The sequence below is a fragment of the Miltoncostaea marina genome, from assembly GCF_018141525.1.
Taxonomy (GTDB): domain Bacteria; phylum Actinomycetota; class Thermoleophilia; order Miltoncostaeales; family Miltoncostaeaceae; genus Miltoncostaea; species Miltoncostaea marina.
In genome coordinates this window covers 2,852,045-2,866,287 of record NZ_CP064655.1, presented here as the reverse complement: position 1 = coordinate 2,866,287, position 14,243 = coordinate 2,852,045, and the positions used below count along the sequence as shown (strand labels likewise).

Below are 14,243 nucleotides of genomic sequence, written 5' to 3'. Positions count from 1 at the left end.
GCGGTATAAGGAGCCGTGGCTAGCAGACGCTTCACCCGTAGGCAGGCCCTGATCGGCGCGGCACCGGTGCTCGCAGCGCTGCCGATGGCCGGCCTGGCCGCCGCGCCGGCCGTCACGGGGCCGGGCACGCCGCCGCCGGGGTTGGCCTCGCGCGATGCCCATGCGGCGCTCGGGCATGCGGCGATGATCGGCGAGGCGGTGCCGGCACCGGGCGGCCCGGACGACCTCGACGCGCTGCTGAGGCCGCCCCCCGCGCTGCCTCACCGGCCGGGCCGCGTCCGGCGGTACAGCCTGACGGCGCTCGACCGCGAGATCGAGGTCGCGAAGGGCGTGACCTTCCCGGCGTGGACCTACAACGGCACCGTCCCCGGGCCGGTGCTGCGCGCGACCGAGGACGACGTGCTCGAGGTCGTCTTCGCGAACGGCGGGTCGCACCCGCACACGATCCACTTCCACGGCATCCACCCCGCCGACATGGACGGCGTGTTCGAGATCGTCGAGCCGGGCGGGGCCTTCACGTACCGGTTCCCCGCCCGGCCGTACGGGATGCAGCTCTATCACTGCCACGCGGCGCCGCTGAAGAAGCACATCCACAAGGGGCTCTACGGCGCCTTCATCATCGACCCGCCCAAGCCGCGCCGGCCCGCGCGAGAGATCGTCCTCGTGATGAACGGCTACGACACCGACGGCGACGGCGAAAACAACTTCTACTCGGTCAACGGGCGGGCCTTCTACTACGCGCGCTACCCGATCCGGGTGCGCCGCTCGGAGACGCTGCGCATCTACCTCGCCAACCTGACCGAGTTCGACCTCATCAACTCGTTCCACCTCCACGGCGAGTTCTTCCGCTACTACCGCACCGGCAGCACCGACCAGTTCGACTACACCGACACGGTCATGCAGTGCCAGGGCGAGCGCGGGATCATCGAGATCGACTGGCACAACGCCGGCCGGTTCATGTTCCACGCCCACCAGTCCGAGTTCACCGAACTCGGCTGGATGGGCTTCTTCGACGTGGTCGACGCCTGATGTCGACCGCCGCGACGGCCCGCCGGCGCTGGTGGTCCGGCCGGCTGCTCGCGGTCGTGCCGCTCCTGCTGCTGGTCGCGGTCGTCGGCAGCTTCGTCTCCTCGGGGGGGTCGATCACGGGCCTCATCGGCGCCAACCCGCCCCCGGCCGATGAGGTCGATATCCGGCGCGTCGAGTTCCATCCGGGAGAGATCAGGGTGTCGGTGCGGAACCCGCAGCCGGAGGACGTGACGATCGCCGTCGTGACCGTGGACGACGCGATCGTGCCGTTCACCGCCGACGGCCCGGAGACCCTCGGCCGCCTTCGCTCCACGATGCTCGAGATTCCCTACGCCTGGGTGGAGGACGATCCGTACGCCATCGGCGTCACGAGCTCCACGGGGATCCAGACGACGTTCGAGGTCCCGGCGGCGGTCCCGATCCCCGGCGTCGACGGCTCGAGCATCGGCGGCTACGCGTTGATCGGCTTCCTGGTCGGTGTCGTGCCGGTCGCGCTCGGGATGCTGTGGCTGCCCTCGCTGCGTCGCGCCGACCCGCGCTGGCTGGTGGCCTTCATGGCCCTCACCGGCGGGCTGCTGACCTTCCTGGCGGTCGACGCACTGGCCGAGGCGCTCGAACTGCAGGCGTCGCTTCCGGGGGCGCTCGGCGGGCCCGGCCTCGTGCTTGTCGGGGTCGCGGTCAGCTACCTCGGCCTGACCTGGGTCTCCCAACGGCTGGCGCGTCGGGAGCCGGAGGCGACGGCCGGGTCACCGCTGACCGGGCTCGCCCTGGCGACGATGGTCGCCGTGGGCATCGGGCTGCACAACCTCGGCGAGGGCCTGGCGATCGGCTCGTCGTTCGCCCTCGGCGAGCTGGCGCTCGGGAGCTTCCTGATCGTGGGTTTCATGGTCCACAACGTCACCGAGGGCCTCGGCATCGTCGCCCCGGTGGCGGAGGGGCGACCGGTCGGGCTGGGGCGCCTCGCCGTCCTGGCGCTCGTGGCCGGCGCGCCGGCGATCCTCGGCGCCTGGATCGGCGGCTTCGTCACGGACGAGGTGCTCGCGGTCGTGTTCTTCGCGATCGCCGTCGGGGCCGCCGCGCAGGTCGTGGTCGAGGTCGGCCGCCACGTGGCCCGGCGCGCGCCCGGCGGGCTCGGGTCGGGCTGGGTGGTGGGCGGCTTCCTCGCCGGCCTGGCGGTCATGTACCTGACGGGGCTGCTCGTCGGTTGAACCGTCGCGGCGCGACGACATGTCTCCGCGCCCGGCTGAGGCCCCGGAGATCAGGGGGCTACGAGCCGCCCGGGACCTGGGCGACCAGCAGCGACGCGATGACGACGATGCTGATCGACAGGGCGAACTCGGCGCTCGCCATGCGCCGCACCCGGCGGAGGGTCGCTCGGTTGGGCCGCTCCACTCGACGCAACGCGGTCACGATCCGCCGGTTGTACATCGCGAGGAAGCCGATCGGGCAGAGTAGAAGCAGCTTGAAGACGATGCTGCGCCCGTAGGCCGTCTCCCAGAGCTCCTGCGGCTCGCTCAGCTCCGCGAGCGAGCGGATGACCCCGGTGAGGATCGCGAGTCCGACGACGACGAGCGCGAGGCGCGAGAAGCGGGCGAGCAGGTGCGCTGAGACGACCGGGCCACCGTCGGGCGCGATGCGGGGCACCCGCAGCAGGGACACCGCAACCAACGCGAGGCCCGTGATCCAGACCGCGACGGTGGCGAGATGCACGAGCTGCGCCCCGATCTGCACCGCCGGGAAGCGCGCCACCTGCGGGTGGCCCTGGGCGGCGACACCTCCCATCACCGAGATCAGGAGGGCTGCGATCACCACCGTCCCGACCAGCCCGTACGACGCCTGAGCCGGCCGCGGCGCGACGGAGCCGCCGTACTCGCGCATGAACAGGACCGCGCCGAGGGCGAAGACGCCGAAGAGCAGCGCGCCCCTGATCTGTACGAGCGATCCGATGCTCGTGTTCCCGAGCACCTGGCTGAGGCCGGTCGCGTCCTGCGCTGCGGCGAGGACGCTCACGCCGAGCACCCCCGCGCTCTGGACGACGAGCAGGTACCCCTCGGCGAGCATCGCACCCAACGCGAGGACGCCGAAGGCGATCCAATACGCGTCGCGTCCCCAGGCAGCGACGGCCTCACGCTCGCCGGCCGCCAGCGCGGGCGCACGCCGCAGGGCGGGCGCCCAGATCAACCACCGGAAGGCCACCAGGCCGAGCAGCCCACCCAGCCCGACGAGCTCGAGGAAGCGCGCGCTGACCGCCCAGGGGCTCGTCTCGGACGGGCCGCCCGGCCCGAGGCCGCCGATGAACGGCTCCTCCAGCTCGCCGGTGCCCACCCCGAACACGAAGAGCCCCCGGATCACGTGCGAGTCGGCGCCGATGATCTTGTAGCGGACGGTGTACGTCCCCTCCGGGAGCCCGGCCCTCAACGCGACCTCGAGGACGCGCGCATCGCCAGGCAGCTTCCGCGCCGATGTGCTGACGACCGTGCCATCCGAGTCGACCACGTCGGCGTCGCGCTCCTCGAGGAGCTGGACCGGCTCGGTGAAGGTCAACGTCACCGCTGCGGGGCTGGCGGCCAGCTTCGAGTCCGCCGCCGGGCTCGAGCTCTTCAGGACCGCGTGCCCAAACGCGGTGGCGGGCAGCAGTAGGGCGACGACCAGCAGGCCGACGAGGGCCGACACCGCCGTGCGCCGTCGCCTCCGGGTCATTCGTCGTCGGGCAGGGGCGCCGGCCGCGTCGTCCACAGGAAACCAACACCGACCGCCGACGCGGCTGCGACCGCGATCGCGATGAGTCCCAACCAGACCGCGGCCGACGCGTCGTCATCGCCGCCGCCCCCGGTCGCGGCGGCCGCAGGCGTCGCGCCGCCCAGGCTGATCGTCATCGCCGAGGCGGGGCCCGGTTCGGAGGGGCCGCTCTCAGGGGCGGCGGCCCCGGGCTCCTCCGGCGGGCCGGTCCAGGGCTTGACGACGCCGTCCGCGTAGGTCTGGCGAGAGCGCCAGACGGCGGTCCCCTCCGCTGAGGGCGTGCCGAGCAGGTCGAACTCCTGGAACTGCCCCGGGCCGATGCGCCCGCCGCTGAAGACGACGCCCTTCGTGCGCCTGTCGGGCCGGTAGAGCATGCGGATGTCCCAGCCCGGCTCCGGCTTCACGGAGTAGACGGTGACCTCATCCGGGAAGGTCACCTCCACCGCCACGGTGTCCACGTCGCGCTCGGAGGGGACGCGGACGGTGAACCGCTGCGCCTCGCCAGCTTTCACCTCCGTCGGCAGGACGCCGACGTGCCCGGCGGCCGGCTGCACCGCGACAGCGATGAGGGCGAGGAGGGTGACGAGGCCCGCGACGGCGCGGCGGACTCGGCGGGTCGGCCGATCGGCTGCGGTCGCATGGCGGGGGATCGCTCGGCGACGGGGCATAGGACTCGATCATGCCACGGCGCGTCGTCAGTTTTCCGATGACGAGCGACCCTGGCGGCGCGTCTGTCGAGGGCGTGCCCGGGTCGGCCGGCGGGCGGCTATCGTGAGGGATCGGCGGCGTATCGGAAAGGCATGGCGATCACTGAGCGAGGGCCGTCCGAGGGCCGACGATCGCGCGGCGCGCCCGCCTCGTCGTTGGCCGAGGCCGTCACCGAAGCGTCGCTGCGGAGGCGACGAGCGCGTGCGCGCTCCCGGCTCGTCGGCGTCCTGATCGCCGGCTCTGCGCTGGCGATCGCCGATCAGATGGCCAGGTGGGCAGTCAGGAGCGCCATGCCGGCGGGCGACCGCCACGCGATCGCCCCGGGGCTGTCGATCACGAGCGCGACCAACGACGGGGCGGCCCTCGGCTTGCTGTCCGGCAGCGGCCGCATCGTCGGCGTGGCCGGCGCCGTGATTCTCCCGGCCCTGGCCCTCCTCGCGTGGCGGCGGATCACCGCCCGGCCCGCCGCCGCGTATGGCGCCATCATGCTCGCCGCGGGCGCGCTCGGAAACGTCAGCGAGCGGCTCGTGCGCTCGAGCGTCACCGACTATCTCGACCCGCTCCGGTGGCCGCCGTTCAACGTCGCGGACATGCTCGTCATCGCGGGCGGCGCGTTACTCCTCTCGGCCGTCGCGCCGTCGGAGACCGACGCGCGAGCCTCGGAGGGCGGGTAGCCGCCCCCCCGGTGCGGTCGCCGGCGTCGCGACGGCGATCGCAGCGGCCCGGCGCTAGCCGAACTGGTTGAAGCGCGCGAGCTCGCGGGTGATCACGGCGAGCTGTCCGCTCGCCACGAGCACCCCCATGGCCGCGACGCCTGCGCCCGAGGCCGTCGACATGACGGCACCGGCCCGGCGGACCCGGCGGAAGACGCCGACCGACCGGTCGAACGCGAGGCTCGTCGCCAGGAAGGGGACGCCGAGGCCCGCCGAGTATGCGAGCAGCAGGGCGGCGCCGCCCGCCGGGCTCTGCCCGGTACCGGCGAAGGTCAGGATCGCGCCCAGGATCGGGCCGATGCACGGCGTCCAGCCGATCGCAAAGACGATCCCCGTGAGCGCCCCGCCGCTCGCGCGGCCGCCGCGGCCGCGCATCCAGGCGAGCGGCCGCCACTCTCGCTGGGCCAGCCCGAGCCGTGGCCCGAGCAGGATCAGTAGCCCGAGCGCCACGAGGAGGACGCCTCCCGCGACTTCGAGCGTGCGCCGCTCCTCCTTGAGCACCGCGCTCGCCCCCCCGACGCCCGCCCCGAGCAGGGTGAAGACCGCGGCGAAGCCGAGGATGAACGCGAGGGTGGGGATCACGACGACGCGACGCTCGCCCGCGATCCGGTCGACCGACACGCCCGACACGAACGCCAGGTAGCCGGGCACCAGGGCGAGTACGCACGGTGACAGGAAGGACAGCACGCCGCCGGCCATCGCCACCGCGAACGCGGTGACCCCGAGCTCGGTCACCGGCTCGGCGGCGAGAGGATTAACTCGAGTCCGTCGGCCATCTGGTCGGCGTCGATCTCACCGACCCAGTGGGCGCGGACCCGCCCCGCGCGGTCCAGGAAGTACGTCTCGGGTAGGCCGGTGAGGCCATAGCGGCGGTACGTGCCCTCGCCCTTGTCGCGCACGTGGGGGTACGTCTGCTTGAACTTCGCGATGAAGTCACGGGCGTTGCCGGTGAGGTCCTGCACGTCGACCCCGAGAACGACGGCTCCCCGCGCCCGGCCCGCGCGCCAGGCGTCCTCGAGGATCGGCGCCTCCCGCCGGCACGGGTCGCACCACGAGGCCCAGAAGTTCAGGATCACCGGACGGCCGCGCAGCTCGGAGAGGGAGAGCTCGTCGCCCTCGCGCTTCCCGAGGGCTTCGCCGTTCGCGAGCACCGGGAGGGTGAACTCGGGCGCCTGCTCGAGCTCTCCACGGGCGATCGCGCTGTCGATGCTGCGGTCGACGCTCCGCGCGGTCAATCCGAGGACGAGAAGCGCCACGAACGCCCCGACGGCGAGCAGCGCGATGGCGCCCACGACGTACCGGCGCGTCGAGCGGCCATTGGGCCGCGGCTCGGGCTCGCCACCTCTTGTCTCGGCCGTCATCGCCAGCGGATTCTACGGCCACTCCCGCCCCACGGCCCCGCTGACGTGTCGCGGGCGCCGCGGCGGGTACGGCTGTCCGGGCTGCGGCGAGACTCGCTTGACCTGATTACGGCTGCGCGCCTAGAGTCCCGCCCGTTCCCGAACGACTCCGAGGGGATTCCGGCTCGTGCCCGCGTCCGGAACCTCCCGACCCGGCCGCGGCTGGGATGAAAGGAGCCGATGAGTCGCATTAGCGCCTGCTCTGGTGCTGGTCGGGCCCACGCGCTCGCCGTCTTGATGGGCATCGCCGGTCTCGCCGGCGCAACGGCCGCCGACGCGGTGGAGATGCCCCCGCCGCCGTCTGCGAGGTCGACGCCGGCCGCACCGGCTCCAGCGCCCCCCGCAGCCGCCACACGCGCCCGCCCCTCGACGGCCACGCCCGCCCAGGCCCGCCTGCGCGTCGGCGCGCGCGGCCGGCTCGTTCGCGACCTCCAGCGCGAGCTGCGCCGGCGCGGCCAGCGGATTGCCGTGGACGGCGTCTTCGGCCCTGCGACGAAGCGGGCCGTGCAACGCTTCCAGCGGCGGCTCGGACTCCGCGCGACGGGCGTCGTCGACGGGAAGCTGCTGCGACGGCTGGGCCTGCGTATGCGCCGCGCTGCCGGAGCGGGGGTCGGTCGAGTGGCGCCGCGCGCGGGCTCGTACGTCAAGGTCTTCCCGGTGGCGGGCGACCATTCGTACGCCAACGACTGGGGTGCCCCGCGGGCGCAGGGCGGCCACGAGGGGACCGACATCATGGCCGACCGCCACACCCCGGTCGTGGCCGCGGACGGCGGTGTCGTGTCGAAGATCTCTCGCACCGAGACGGGCCTCGGCGGCATCTACCTCTGGATCCGCCGCCCCGACGGTATCCAGTTCTACTATGCCCACATGCAGTCGATCGTTCCGGGCCTGCAGCTCGGGAGCAACGTGACCGCCGGTCAGGTGGTCGGCTCGGTCGGCAACAGCGGCGACGCCCGCTACGGGGCCACGCACCTGCACTTCGAGGTGCGGCGCGATTGGACGCCGTTCAACCCGTACCCTGAGCTGACGGGAGTCGATCCCGACCATGCGGGAGCGTCCCGCTAGGTCGTCGCCGCGCGAGCCGGCCGAGCGCGATGGCGGGTGGCCGCATCATCGCGCCGGGACGGATGACCCCGGCTCTCGGCTTGGCGCCCAGCCGCCGCATTGACGTGGCTATGGTTGACGACGAGATGCCCCGGATGCGAACACCGCGACGAGACCGCCGCGTGAGGGCAGGACGCCCGCCCATGCGGCTCCTGATCCCGTTGATCGCGCTCGCCGTGACGACGGGGCTCGTCGCGATCATCGGGCTCACCCGCGTGACCGGGACCGAGGCCGGATCGCAGGCCGACGTCCAGGAGGCCGCGGCCGTGGTCCCGAAGACGACGGGCCGAGCGGCCGACGGATCATCCATCCGCCTGCCATCGCCCGCCGGCCGGCCGGCGATGGTGACCTTCCTGTTCACCGAGTGCCCTGACGTGTGCATGCTGATCGCCGGCCAGATCGCCGCGGCGCTCGACCGGGCCGGCCCGGCGGCAGAGGAGATCGACGTCATCGCGGTTAGCGTCGATCCAGAAGGCGACAGCCCTGCCGCCGTCCGGCGCTTCCTGACGCGCTACGACCTGCAGGGCCGCATGCAGTACATGGTCGGCACACGGACCCAGTTGGAGCCGATTTGGAAGGCGTGGGGCGTGGCGGCCCAGACCGATGACCACGGCAGCGCGGACCACGCGCGCGAGTCGGTGCACTCGGCGCCGATCGTCTTCGTCGATGGTGCGGGTCGTCAGGTGGCGCGCTACTCGGCGGGTGTGCCGTACACCCCCGCCGACCTCGAACAGGAGATCCGTGCGCTCGTCGGATGAGCGGGGTGATCGCGCCGGTTCGCCGGTCGCCCTACGAGGCGTTGCGGCGGAGTCACCGTCGTCCGCTCGCCCCGGCGCCATGTTGGGATCCCGCAGCCTGACGGCGGTGGCGTCTGCGGAATCAGCCGATCATTCACGGTCGATCCGGGTCGCGGACCCGGCCCGCCGATCGGACCGGCCGGCATCGAAGCCGCGCCTCGCCGCTGCACGGGGCGGCCGCGCGCGGAGCGCTGTGGCCGCAGCCGCAACCGTCGCGCTCCTCGCGCTCCCCGCCTTGGCCAGCGCGCATACGGAGGTCGCGGGCTCGTCGCCGCCCGACGGGGCGCGGCTTGCTCAGGCGCCGTCGGTCATCGTCGTGCGCTACTCCGCTCCGCTCGCGGAGGTGGTCGATGCCAGCGCGAGGCTCGACGGCCAGGACGTCACGGGCGGGCCGCCGCGCCTGGTGCGGACGGACGCCGCACGGGTCCGCATCCCGATCGACGCGGCCGGGCGCGGGGGGCGTCTCAGCGTCCGCTGGACGGTGCGGTCCGCTGACGCCCACCTGCTTGAGGGCGCCGCTTCCTTCGCGGTTGCACGTCCGAACGTCCTGCAGGCCGTACGGCGCGTCGCCGTCGCGCTGCGGGCCGCGGCGGAGGAGCTGACAGCGGCGGCCACCCGCCGTTGAGGCGGTCGCCTGGCCGTACCGGCCGGGCGACGGATGTTGCCACTGGGCCGGCTGGCCCACTCGGCGAGATTTGGACCTCGCTCGGGACCCATACCGACATGGCTGGTCGCCTACGGCCGAAAACGGACCCCCTAGTCACGGTCGAAAACTGACCCCCCAGGCCCGCCGGGCCGCGACGCTCCCCGAGCAGAGCAGGCGTGGCCCGGCGGCCGGGCCGACAGGCCCGGGTCAGCCCTCGTCCACGATCGCCGGCCGCGGCCGGGTCGCGATCTGCTTGTCGCGAAGGCGGTAGCTGTCGCCCTTCAGGGCGAGGATCTCGGCGTGGTGCACGAGCCGGTCGATCATCGCGGCGGCCACTACCTCGTCGCCGAAGATTTCGCCCCAGGCCGAGAAGGGCTTGTTGGAGGTCACGATCATCGAGGCCCGCTCGTAGCGGGCCGACACCAGCTGGAAGATCAGGTTGGCTGCGGCCGGGTCGAAGGGGATGTAGCCGACCTCGTCGACGACGAGCAGCGTATGGCGCTGCAGGCGGGCGATCTCCTCGCCCAGGTGGCCCTGGCGCTGGGCGTCGCCCAGGCGCGCCACCCACTCGGTGGCGGTCGCGAACAGGGCGCGCTGGCCGGCCAGGCAGGTCCGGATGGCGATCGCGATCGGCAGGTGCGTCTTGCCGGTGCCCGGAGGCCCCAGCAGCACCACGTTCTCGCGGGCGTGCAGGGCTCGCCAAAGCCCAAGGGGCTCGCTCGAGCTCGAGCGCTCCGGGGGTTTGCTTCGTGCTCCGCTGCCCCCGGCCGCCGGCGGTACATCTCGGCGCACGCGGGCCTCCTCGCCGGACCGTGTGACGAAGCGATGAAGTTGCGGACCGCTCGTCGTTGGCGCGGCGGCGGGACGCCTCTAGCCTGGCCAGCGTAGCCGGGGTCTGCCCACCCGGCAAGCGAGGAGCCCGTGGCCGCGTGCCCCGGGCCGGAGAGGAGTGCCCATCGTGGAGCGAGCGAGCGCCGTAACGACCTCCGGCCGCGTCGCCCGTCGCTGGATCGGCGCGCTGGCCGTCATGGCCGCCGTCCCGGCCGGCGCGAGCGCCGCCGAGCGCGCGCCCGAGCTGCCGCCACCACCGCCGCCGCGTCCCGCCCCCGTCGCCGCCCCCGCGCCGACCGAGGCCCGGGTGGCCGCCGTATCGATGCACATGACGACCCGGCGCGCCGCCAGGCCCGCGCCCCGGCTCGGGCCGTCGCTTCGGCTCGGCGCGCGCGGTCCGGCGGTGCGCGAGCTGCAGCGCGAGCTCCGGCGCCGCGGCATCCGGGTGGCGGTCGACGGCGCCTTCGGCCCGCGCACGCGACGCGCGGTCCGGTCTCTCCAGCGACGCCTGGGCCTGCGCGCGAGCGGCGTGGCCGACGCCCGGGTGATGCGCCGCCTGGGCCTTCGCGTGCGCGCCGCCGCCGCGGCGCCGCGCGCCGTGATGCGAGCCGGGCGGACCACCAGCCGGCTCGAGGTCTTCCCGGTCCGGGGCGAGTACTCGTACTCGGACACCTGGGGCGCACCGCGCAGCCAGGGCAGCCACGAGGGGACCGACATCGGGGCCGACCGGCATACGCCGCTGGTCGCGGCCGACGACGCCGTCGTCTCGAAGCTGTCGCGCGTCGAGACGGGGCTCGGCGGCATCTACCTCTGGCTGCGCCGCGCGGACGGCATCCAGTACTACTATGCCCACATGCAGCGGATTGCCGCAGGCCTCGAGCTCGGCTCACGGGTGAGTGCCGGGCAGGTCATCGGTACCGTTGGCAACAGCGGCGATGCGCGCTACGGCGCCACGCACGTGCACTTCGAGATCCGGCAGAACTGGACGTCCATGAGCCCCTACCGACACCTTGTCGCCGTCGACCGCGATCGGGCGTAGTGGCCGGGGCGGAGGAGGCTGAACGGACGCCGCCCGCGGGTGCCTCTGCGGCCGGCGCCGGAGTGCCTGCGCGGCGACGTCGCCCCTGGGTCGTCGGCCTCGCAACGTTCGCGGCGCTCGTCATGGCGGCGTGGGCGATGAGCTCGCTGATCGTGACTGCTAGCCAAGGCGGTTCCGCCGCCGTGGAGCAGGCTCGGCGCGCCGCAGCGCCCGGACTCGGCGACCTCCAGCGGGGCGCTGCCCGCCGGGGGCAGGAGCTCGATGTCGACTGGAGCGCCGTCCCGGACCCGAGCGGACGCGCCCACATGGTGACCGCCCGCGTGCGCCTCCTGCCCTCGGAGCAGGGTGGAACCGCCGGATTCGTCGTCTCGGGCGGACGAGTGACGCCTCAAGACGCGCTCGCGCGCCGGCTCGTGCGCGGAATGAGGTAGCACGCACGCCCGCGAACCGACACGAGGATGGCGAGGCGCCGCGCGCGCCGGCAGCCCGCGGATGTGACGAACTGATGACACCGCGGTGCGTCCGTGCTTGGTCGTCGCCCCCGGCGCCCATAGGTTCCGCCGATGGACGAGGCGCTGAGCGGTTCGACGACGTTCGGGGCATGCGCGAGCCGTGAACACGAAGCGTCCACTGCTGCTGATGGCCGCGGCGGGCTTTCTCGCGCTGGCAATCGCGCTGACCGCGCTCGCGGGCCGAAAAGCCTATCACACCGGGCACACGGGGCCCTCGGCGGACTCGATGACCGACATCTCGGAGTTGTGGGCCGTTCCGCCGGTGGAAATCTCCGCCGTTCTGATCGTCGGAGCGCTCTACGCTCTGCGGGTCCATCGGGTCGGCGGAGTGACGGGGCGTCGCCGGGCGAGCTTCTACGCCGGCCTGGCGATCATCCTCGCCTCGGTCGTCTCGCCGCTCGGCGGCATGGCCCAACAGGGGCTGCTCGCCGCGCACATGCTGCAGCACACGCTGATCGGCGCGGTGGCGCCGCTGCTCCTGTTGCTCGGGCTTCCGCGCGACTTCGCGACCGGCCTCGTGGGCCCGACGGGCCTGCGCCGCCTGCAGCGCCTCCAGCATCCGGCGGTGGCGTACACCGTGTGGGCGCTCAGCACGGTCGTGTGGCTCCTGCCGCCAGTGCACCATGCGGTTCTGCAGAGCGGTGCGCTCTGGATCGTCCAGCAGTTCAGCTTCGTGCTCTTCGGCCTGCTGCTCTGGGCGCCGGTCGTCGAGTCCATCCCCGCCCCGGCCTGGTTCACCACCGGCTGGAAGGGCGGCTACATGAACGGCGTCTGGACGCTCGGGCTGTTCATCGCGAACGTCTACTGGTTCTCCGGCACGGCGTTCTACGAGTCGCACGCCGCCGCCGCGTTGGCCTGGGGATTCGACCCGCTCGAAGACCAGGCCAACGCGGGCACCGTGATGATGGTACTGCACTGCCTGCTCGCGTTCGGCGCCATCACGTACCTATTCTTCCGCCAAGCGCGCGAGGGCGAGCTGCGTCAGCGCCTCATCGAGGCGGGGCTCGACCCCGCCCGAGTCGCCGAGGCGATTCGCGCGGGTAGCGGCGGAGCGCTTGCGCGGGCCCACGGCATCCCGGTGCGCACGCGCCCCGGCATCGATTAGAGCGGTTTGGAGATGACGTCGTACCGTCCCCTGCGTCCCCGGCGGTGACGTGCGCAGATGGTTCGATCGAGGTGAGCCCAACCCGATAGCGGGCGGCGGGGGAAGCCGCGCCACCGGCATGGGCGGCCGCCATGGGAGCGATCAGACACGGTGAGTTCCGGCGGGCGCTCGTAGGGGGAGTGCCCCAGGAATCAGGGAAGGAAGCTCACGTGGGACACGACCACGGACAGGCTCATGCGGACGCTCGCGTCGGGAGCAGGCGCGCTCTCGCGATCGCGCTGGCGCTCATCGCGACGTTCATGTTGGCCGAGATCGTAGGCGGACTTCTCACCAACAGTCTCGCCTTGCTTGCCGACGCTGCGCACATGTTCAGCGACGCGGCATCGCTCGGGCTGGCGCTCGGGGCCATTTGGCTGGCACGGCGCCCTCCGACGCCCACGCGGACGTTCGGCTACAAGCGCGCGGAGATCCTCGCTGCGCTCGTCAACGGGCTCACGTTGGTCGCCGTCGCTCTCTGGATCTTCTTCGAGGCTTACCAACGCTTCGACGACCCCCCGGAGATTCTCGGGGGTTGGATGCTGGTCGTGGCGGTCCTCGGCCTGCTGATCAATGTGGTCGCCCTCCGAATCCTCCACGGAAGCGCGGAGGAGAGCCTCAACGTCTCCGCCGCCGTGCGCCATGTCCTGGCCGACCTGCTCGGCTCCGTGGGCGTCATCGCCGCCGCGGTCGTCATTCTCCTCACCGGTTGGCGGCCGATCGACCCGCTTATCAGCGTCGTGATCGGGGTGCTCGTGCTCGCCAGCTCGTGGACGATCCTGCGCGATTCGGTGCACATCCTCCTGGAGGGCACGCCGCGAGGCATGGATCTCGAGACGCTAGGCCGGCGGATGGCGCGGGTGGACGGTGTGCGGGAAGTGCATGACCTGCACGTCTGGACGATCACCTCCGGTTTCCCGGCGCTGTCGGCCCATGTCCTCGTCGGCCGCCAGGAGGACTGTCACCGGCGGCGCCGAGAGCTCGAGCGAGTGCTGCGGGACGAGTTCGGGATCGAGCACACCACACTGCAGATTGACCACACCGGCGGTGAGCCGATTGCGCTGGAGCCACTCGAGCAGTGCTCGAGCGAGCCATCCGAATAGTGCATGCGAGGGTCGACGGCTTGGTAGCGCGCGGGATAGGCGCCTGGTCGGTCATGGAGGGCTCGTGAACTGCGCCAGTCGCTGACCGCCTCGACGCCCGCGTGGCCCGAGCCGCGCTGGCGACTCCGGAAAGCCGGGCGCTGCCGGCGGGCCGCTCGAAGATCAGCGGCTTACCCGGTACAGCCCGATCATCCAGTTGCGCATGAGCCATTCGACGTGGCAGCGGTAGTACCAGGTCCCTGGCTCGGCTTCGCGAAACCGCACCCGGAGCGTGCTCGAGGGACCGAGCCCTCCGAATCGACAGGAACGCCGTGACGCAGCCAGCGGTGGCCGTGGATGTGGAAGGTGTGGAAGAGGTCGCCGATCGTGAGCACGTTCCACTGGATGAGCTCTCCGACCCGGGCCGGGGACGTCGGGGTGTTGCCGATGAATGCCCGCCCAGTGATCGTGTCGAGGCCGCCGTGGTGCGCGAAGTAGACGA

14 protein-coding genes and 1 pseudogene are annotated in these 14,243 nt (G+C 72.7%); 9 read left to right on the top strand and 6 right to left on the bottom strand.

The features are described 5' to 3' along the window. The first annotated feature begins 15 nt into the window (after positions 1–15). Both ITJ85_RS14535 and ITJ85_RS14530 read left to right on the top strand, forming a co-directional pair. Positions 16–1,029 (top strand): multicopper oxidase domain-containing protein, encoded by a 1,014-nt coding sequence (locus ITJ85_RS14535; protein ID WP_217913819.1) that lies wholly within the window; start codon positions 16–18, stop codon positions 1,027–1,029. After that, positions 1,029–2,237: a ZIP family metal transporter gene (locus ITJ85_RS14530; RefSeq protein WP_217913818.1), complete on the top strand. Its 1,209-nt coding sequence runs from the start codon at positions 1,029–1,031 to the stop codon at positions 2,235–2,237. The genes ITJ85_RS14535 and ITJ85_RS14530 overlap by 1 nt, the downstream gene beginning before the upstream one ends. 58 nt (positions 2,238–2,295) lie before the next feature. On the opposite strand, the gene ITJ85_RS14525 is transcribed toward ITJ85_RS14530, so the two are convergent. Both ITJ85_RS14525 and ITJ85_RS14520 read right to left on the bottom strand, forming a co-directional pair. After that, entirely contained in the window at positions 2,296–3,702 is a 1,407-nt protein-coding gene (locus tag ITJ85_RS14525; RefSeq protein ID WP_217913817.1) for a copper resistance CopC/CopD family protein, read from the bottom strand. A gap of 23 nt (positions 3,703–3,725) precedes the next feature. Beyond that, on the bottom strand, positions 3,726–4,322 hold the full coding sequence (locus ITJ85_RS14520) for a DUF1775 domain-containing protein (protein WP_217913816.1): 597 nt from the start codon (positions 4,320–4,322) through the stop codon (positions 3,726–3,728). 309 nt (positions 4,323–4,631) lie between these two features. Between ITJ85_RS14520 and ITJ85_RS14515 the strand changes: the two genes are divergently transcribed. After that, positions 4,632–5,150: a signal peptidase II gene (locus tag ITJ85_RS14515; RefSeq protein ID WP_217913815.1), complete on the top strand. Its 519-nt coding sequence runs from the start codon at positions 4,632–4,634 to the stop codon at positions 5,148–5,150. Between the two features lie 54 nt (positions 5,151–5,204). Here ITJ85_RS14515 and ITJ85_RS14510 read toward each other — a convergent pair whose 3' ends face one another. Next, positions 5,205–5,924 (bottom strand): cytochrome c biogenesis CcdA family protein, encoded by a 720-nt coding sequence (locus ITJ85_RS14510; protein WP_217913814.1) that lies wholly within the window; start codon positions 5,922–5,924, stop codon positions 5,205–5,207. Further along, the gene (locus ITJ85_RS14505) at positions 5,921–6,550 is read right to left on the bottom strand and encodes a TlpA family protein disulfide reductase (RefSeq protein WP_217913813.1); all 630 of its coding nucleotides are present in this window, start codon (positions 6,548–6,550) and stop codon (positions 5,921–5,923) included. Before ITJ85_RS14505 ends, ITJ85_RS14510 begins: the two co-directional genes overlap by 4 nt. Positions 6,551–6,769: 219 nt before the next feature. Between ITJ85_RS14505 and ITJ85_RS14500 the strand changes: the two genes are divergently transcribed. The 3 genes from ITJ85_RS14500 to ITJ85_RS14490 all read left to right on the top strand — a co-directional run bounded on the left by ITJ85_RS14500 (position 6,770) and on the right by ITJ85_RS14490 (position 9,115). Next, positions 6,770–7,654: a M23 family metallopeptidase gene (locus tag ITJ85_RS14500; protein WP_343232958.1), complete on the top strand. Its 885-nt coding sequence runs from the start codon at positions 6,770–6,772 to the stop codon at positions 7,652–7,654. Positions 7,655–7,854: 200 nt separating this feature from the next. After that, positions 7,855–8,451, top strand: a complete 597-nt coding sequence (locus ITJ85_RS14495; RefSeq protein WP_217913811.1) for an SCO family protein — start codon at positions 7,855–7,857, stop codon at positions 8,449–8,451. 232 nt (positions 8,452–8,683) lie between these two features. After that, a complete protein-coding gene (locus ITJ85_RS14490; RefSeq protein WP_217913810.1) occupies positions 8,684–9,115 on the top strand; it encodes a copper resistance CopC family protein in 432 nt (143 codons plus the stop codon). A gap of 228 nt (positions 9,116–9,343) precedes the next feature. Here ITJ85_RS14490 and istB read toward each other — a convergent pair. After that, positions 9,344–9,847, bottom strand: a pseudogene (istB, locus tag ITJ85_RS14485) (IS21-like element helper ATPase IstB); the annotation flags it as partial. A gap of 247 nt (positions 9,848–10,094) precedes the next feature. Here istB and ITJ85_RS14480 point away from each other — a divergent pair. The 3 genes from ITJ85_RS14480 to ITJ85_RS14470 all read left to right on the top strand — a co-directional run bounded on the left by ITJ85_RS14480 (position 10,095) and on the right by ITJ85_RS14470 (position 13,762). Beyond that, positions 10,095–11,006, top strand: a complete 912-nt coding sequence (locus ITJ85_RS14480; protein WP_217913809.1) for a M23 family metallopeptidase — start codon at positions 10,095–10,097, stop codon at positions 11,004–11,006. A gap of 612 nt (positions 11,007–11,618) precedes the next feature. Continuing rightward, positions 11,619–12,623, top strand: coding sequence for a cytochrome c oxidase assembly protein (locus tag ITJ85_RS14475; protein WP_217913808.1), 1,005 nt, complete (start codon positions 11,619–11,621; stop codon positions 12,621–12,623). A 209-nt stretch (positions 12,624–12,832) separates the two neighbouring features. Next, positions 12,833–13,762 (top strand): cation diffusion facilitator family transporter, encoded by a 930-nt coding sequence (locus ITJ85_RS14470; protein WP_217913807.1) that lies wholly within the window; start codon positions 12,833–12,835, stop codon positions 13,760–13,762. A 162-nt stretch (positions 13,763–13,924) separates the two neighbouring features. Here ITJ85_RS14470 and ITJ85_RS17705 read toward each other — a convergent pair whose 3' ends face one another. Beyond that, positions 13,925–14,143: a multicopper oxidase domain-containing protein gene (locus tag ITJ85_RS17705; RefSeq protein ID WP_425517080.1), complete on the bottom strand. Its 219-nt coding sequence runs from the start codon at positions 14,141–14,143 to the stop codon at positions 13,925–13,927. Positions 14,144–14,243 lie beyond the last annotated feature (100 nt).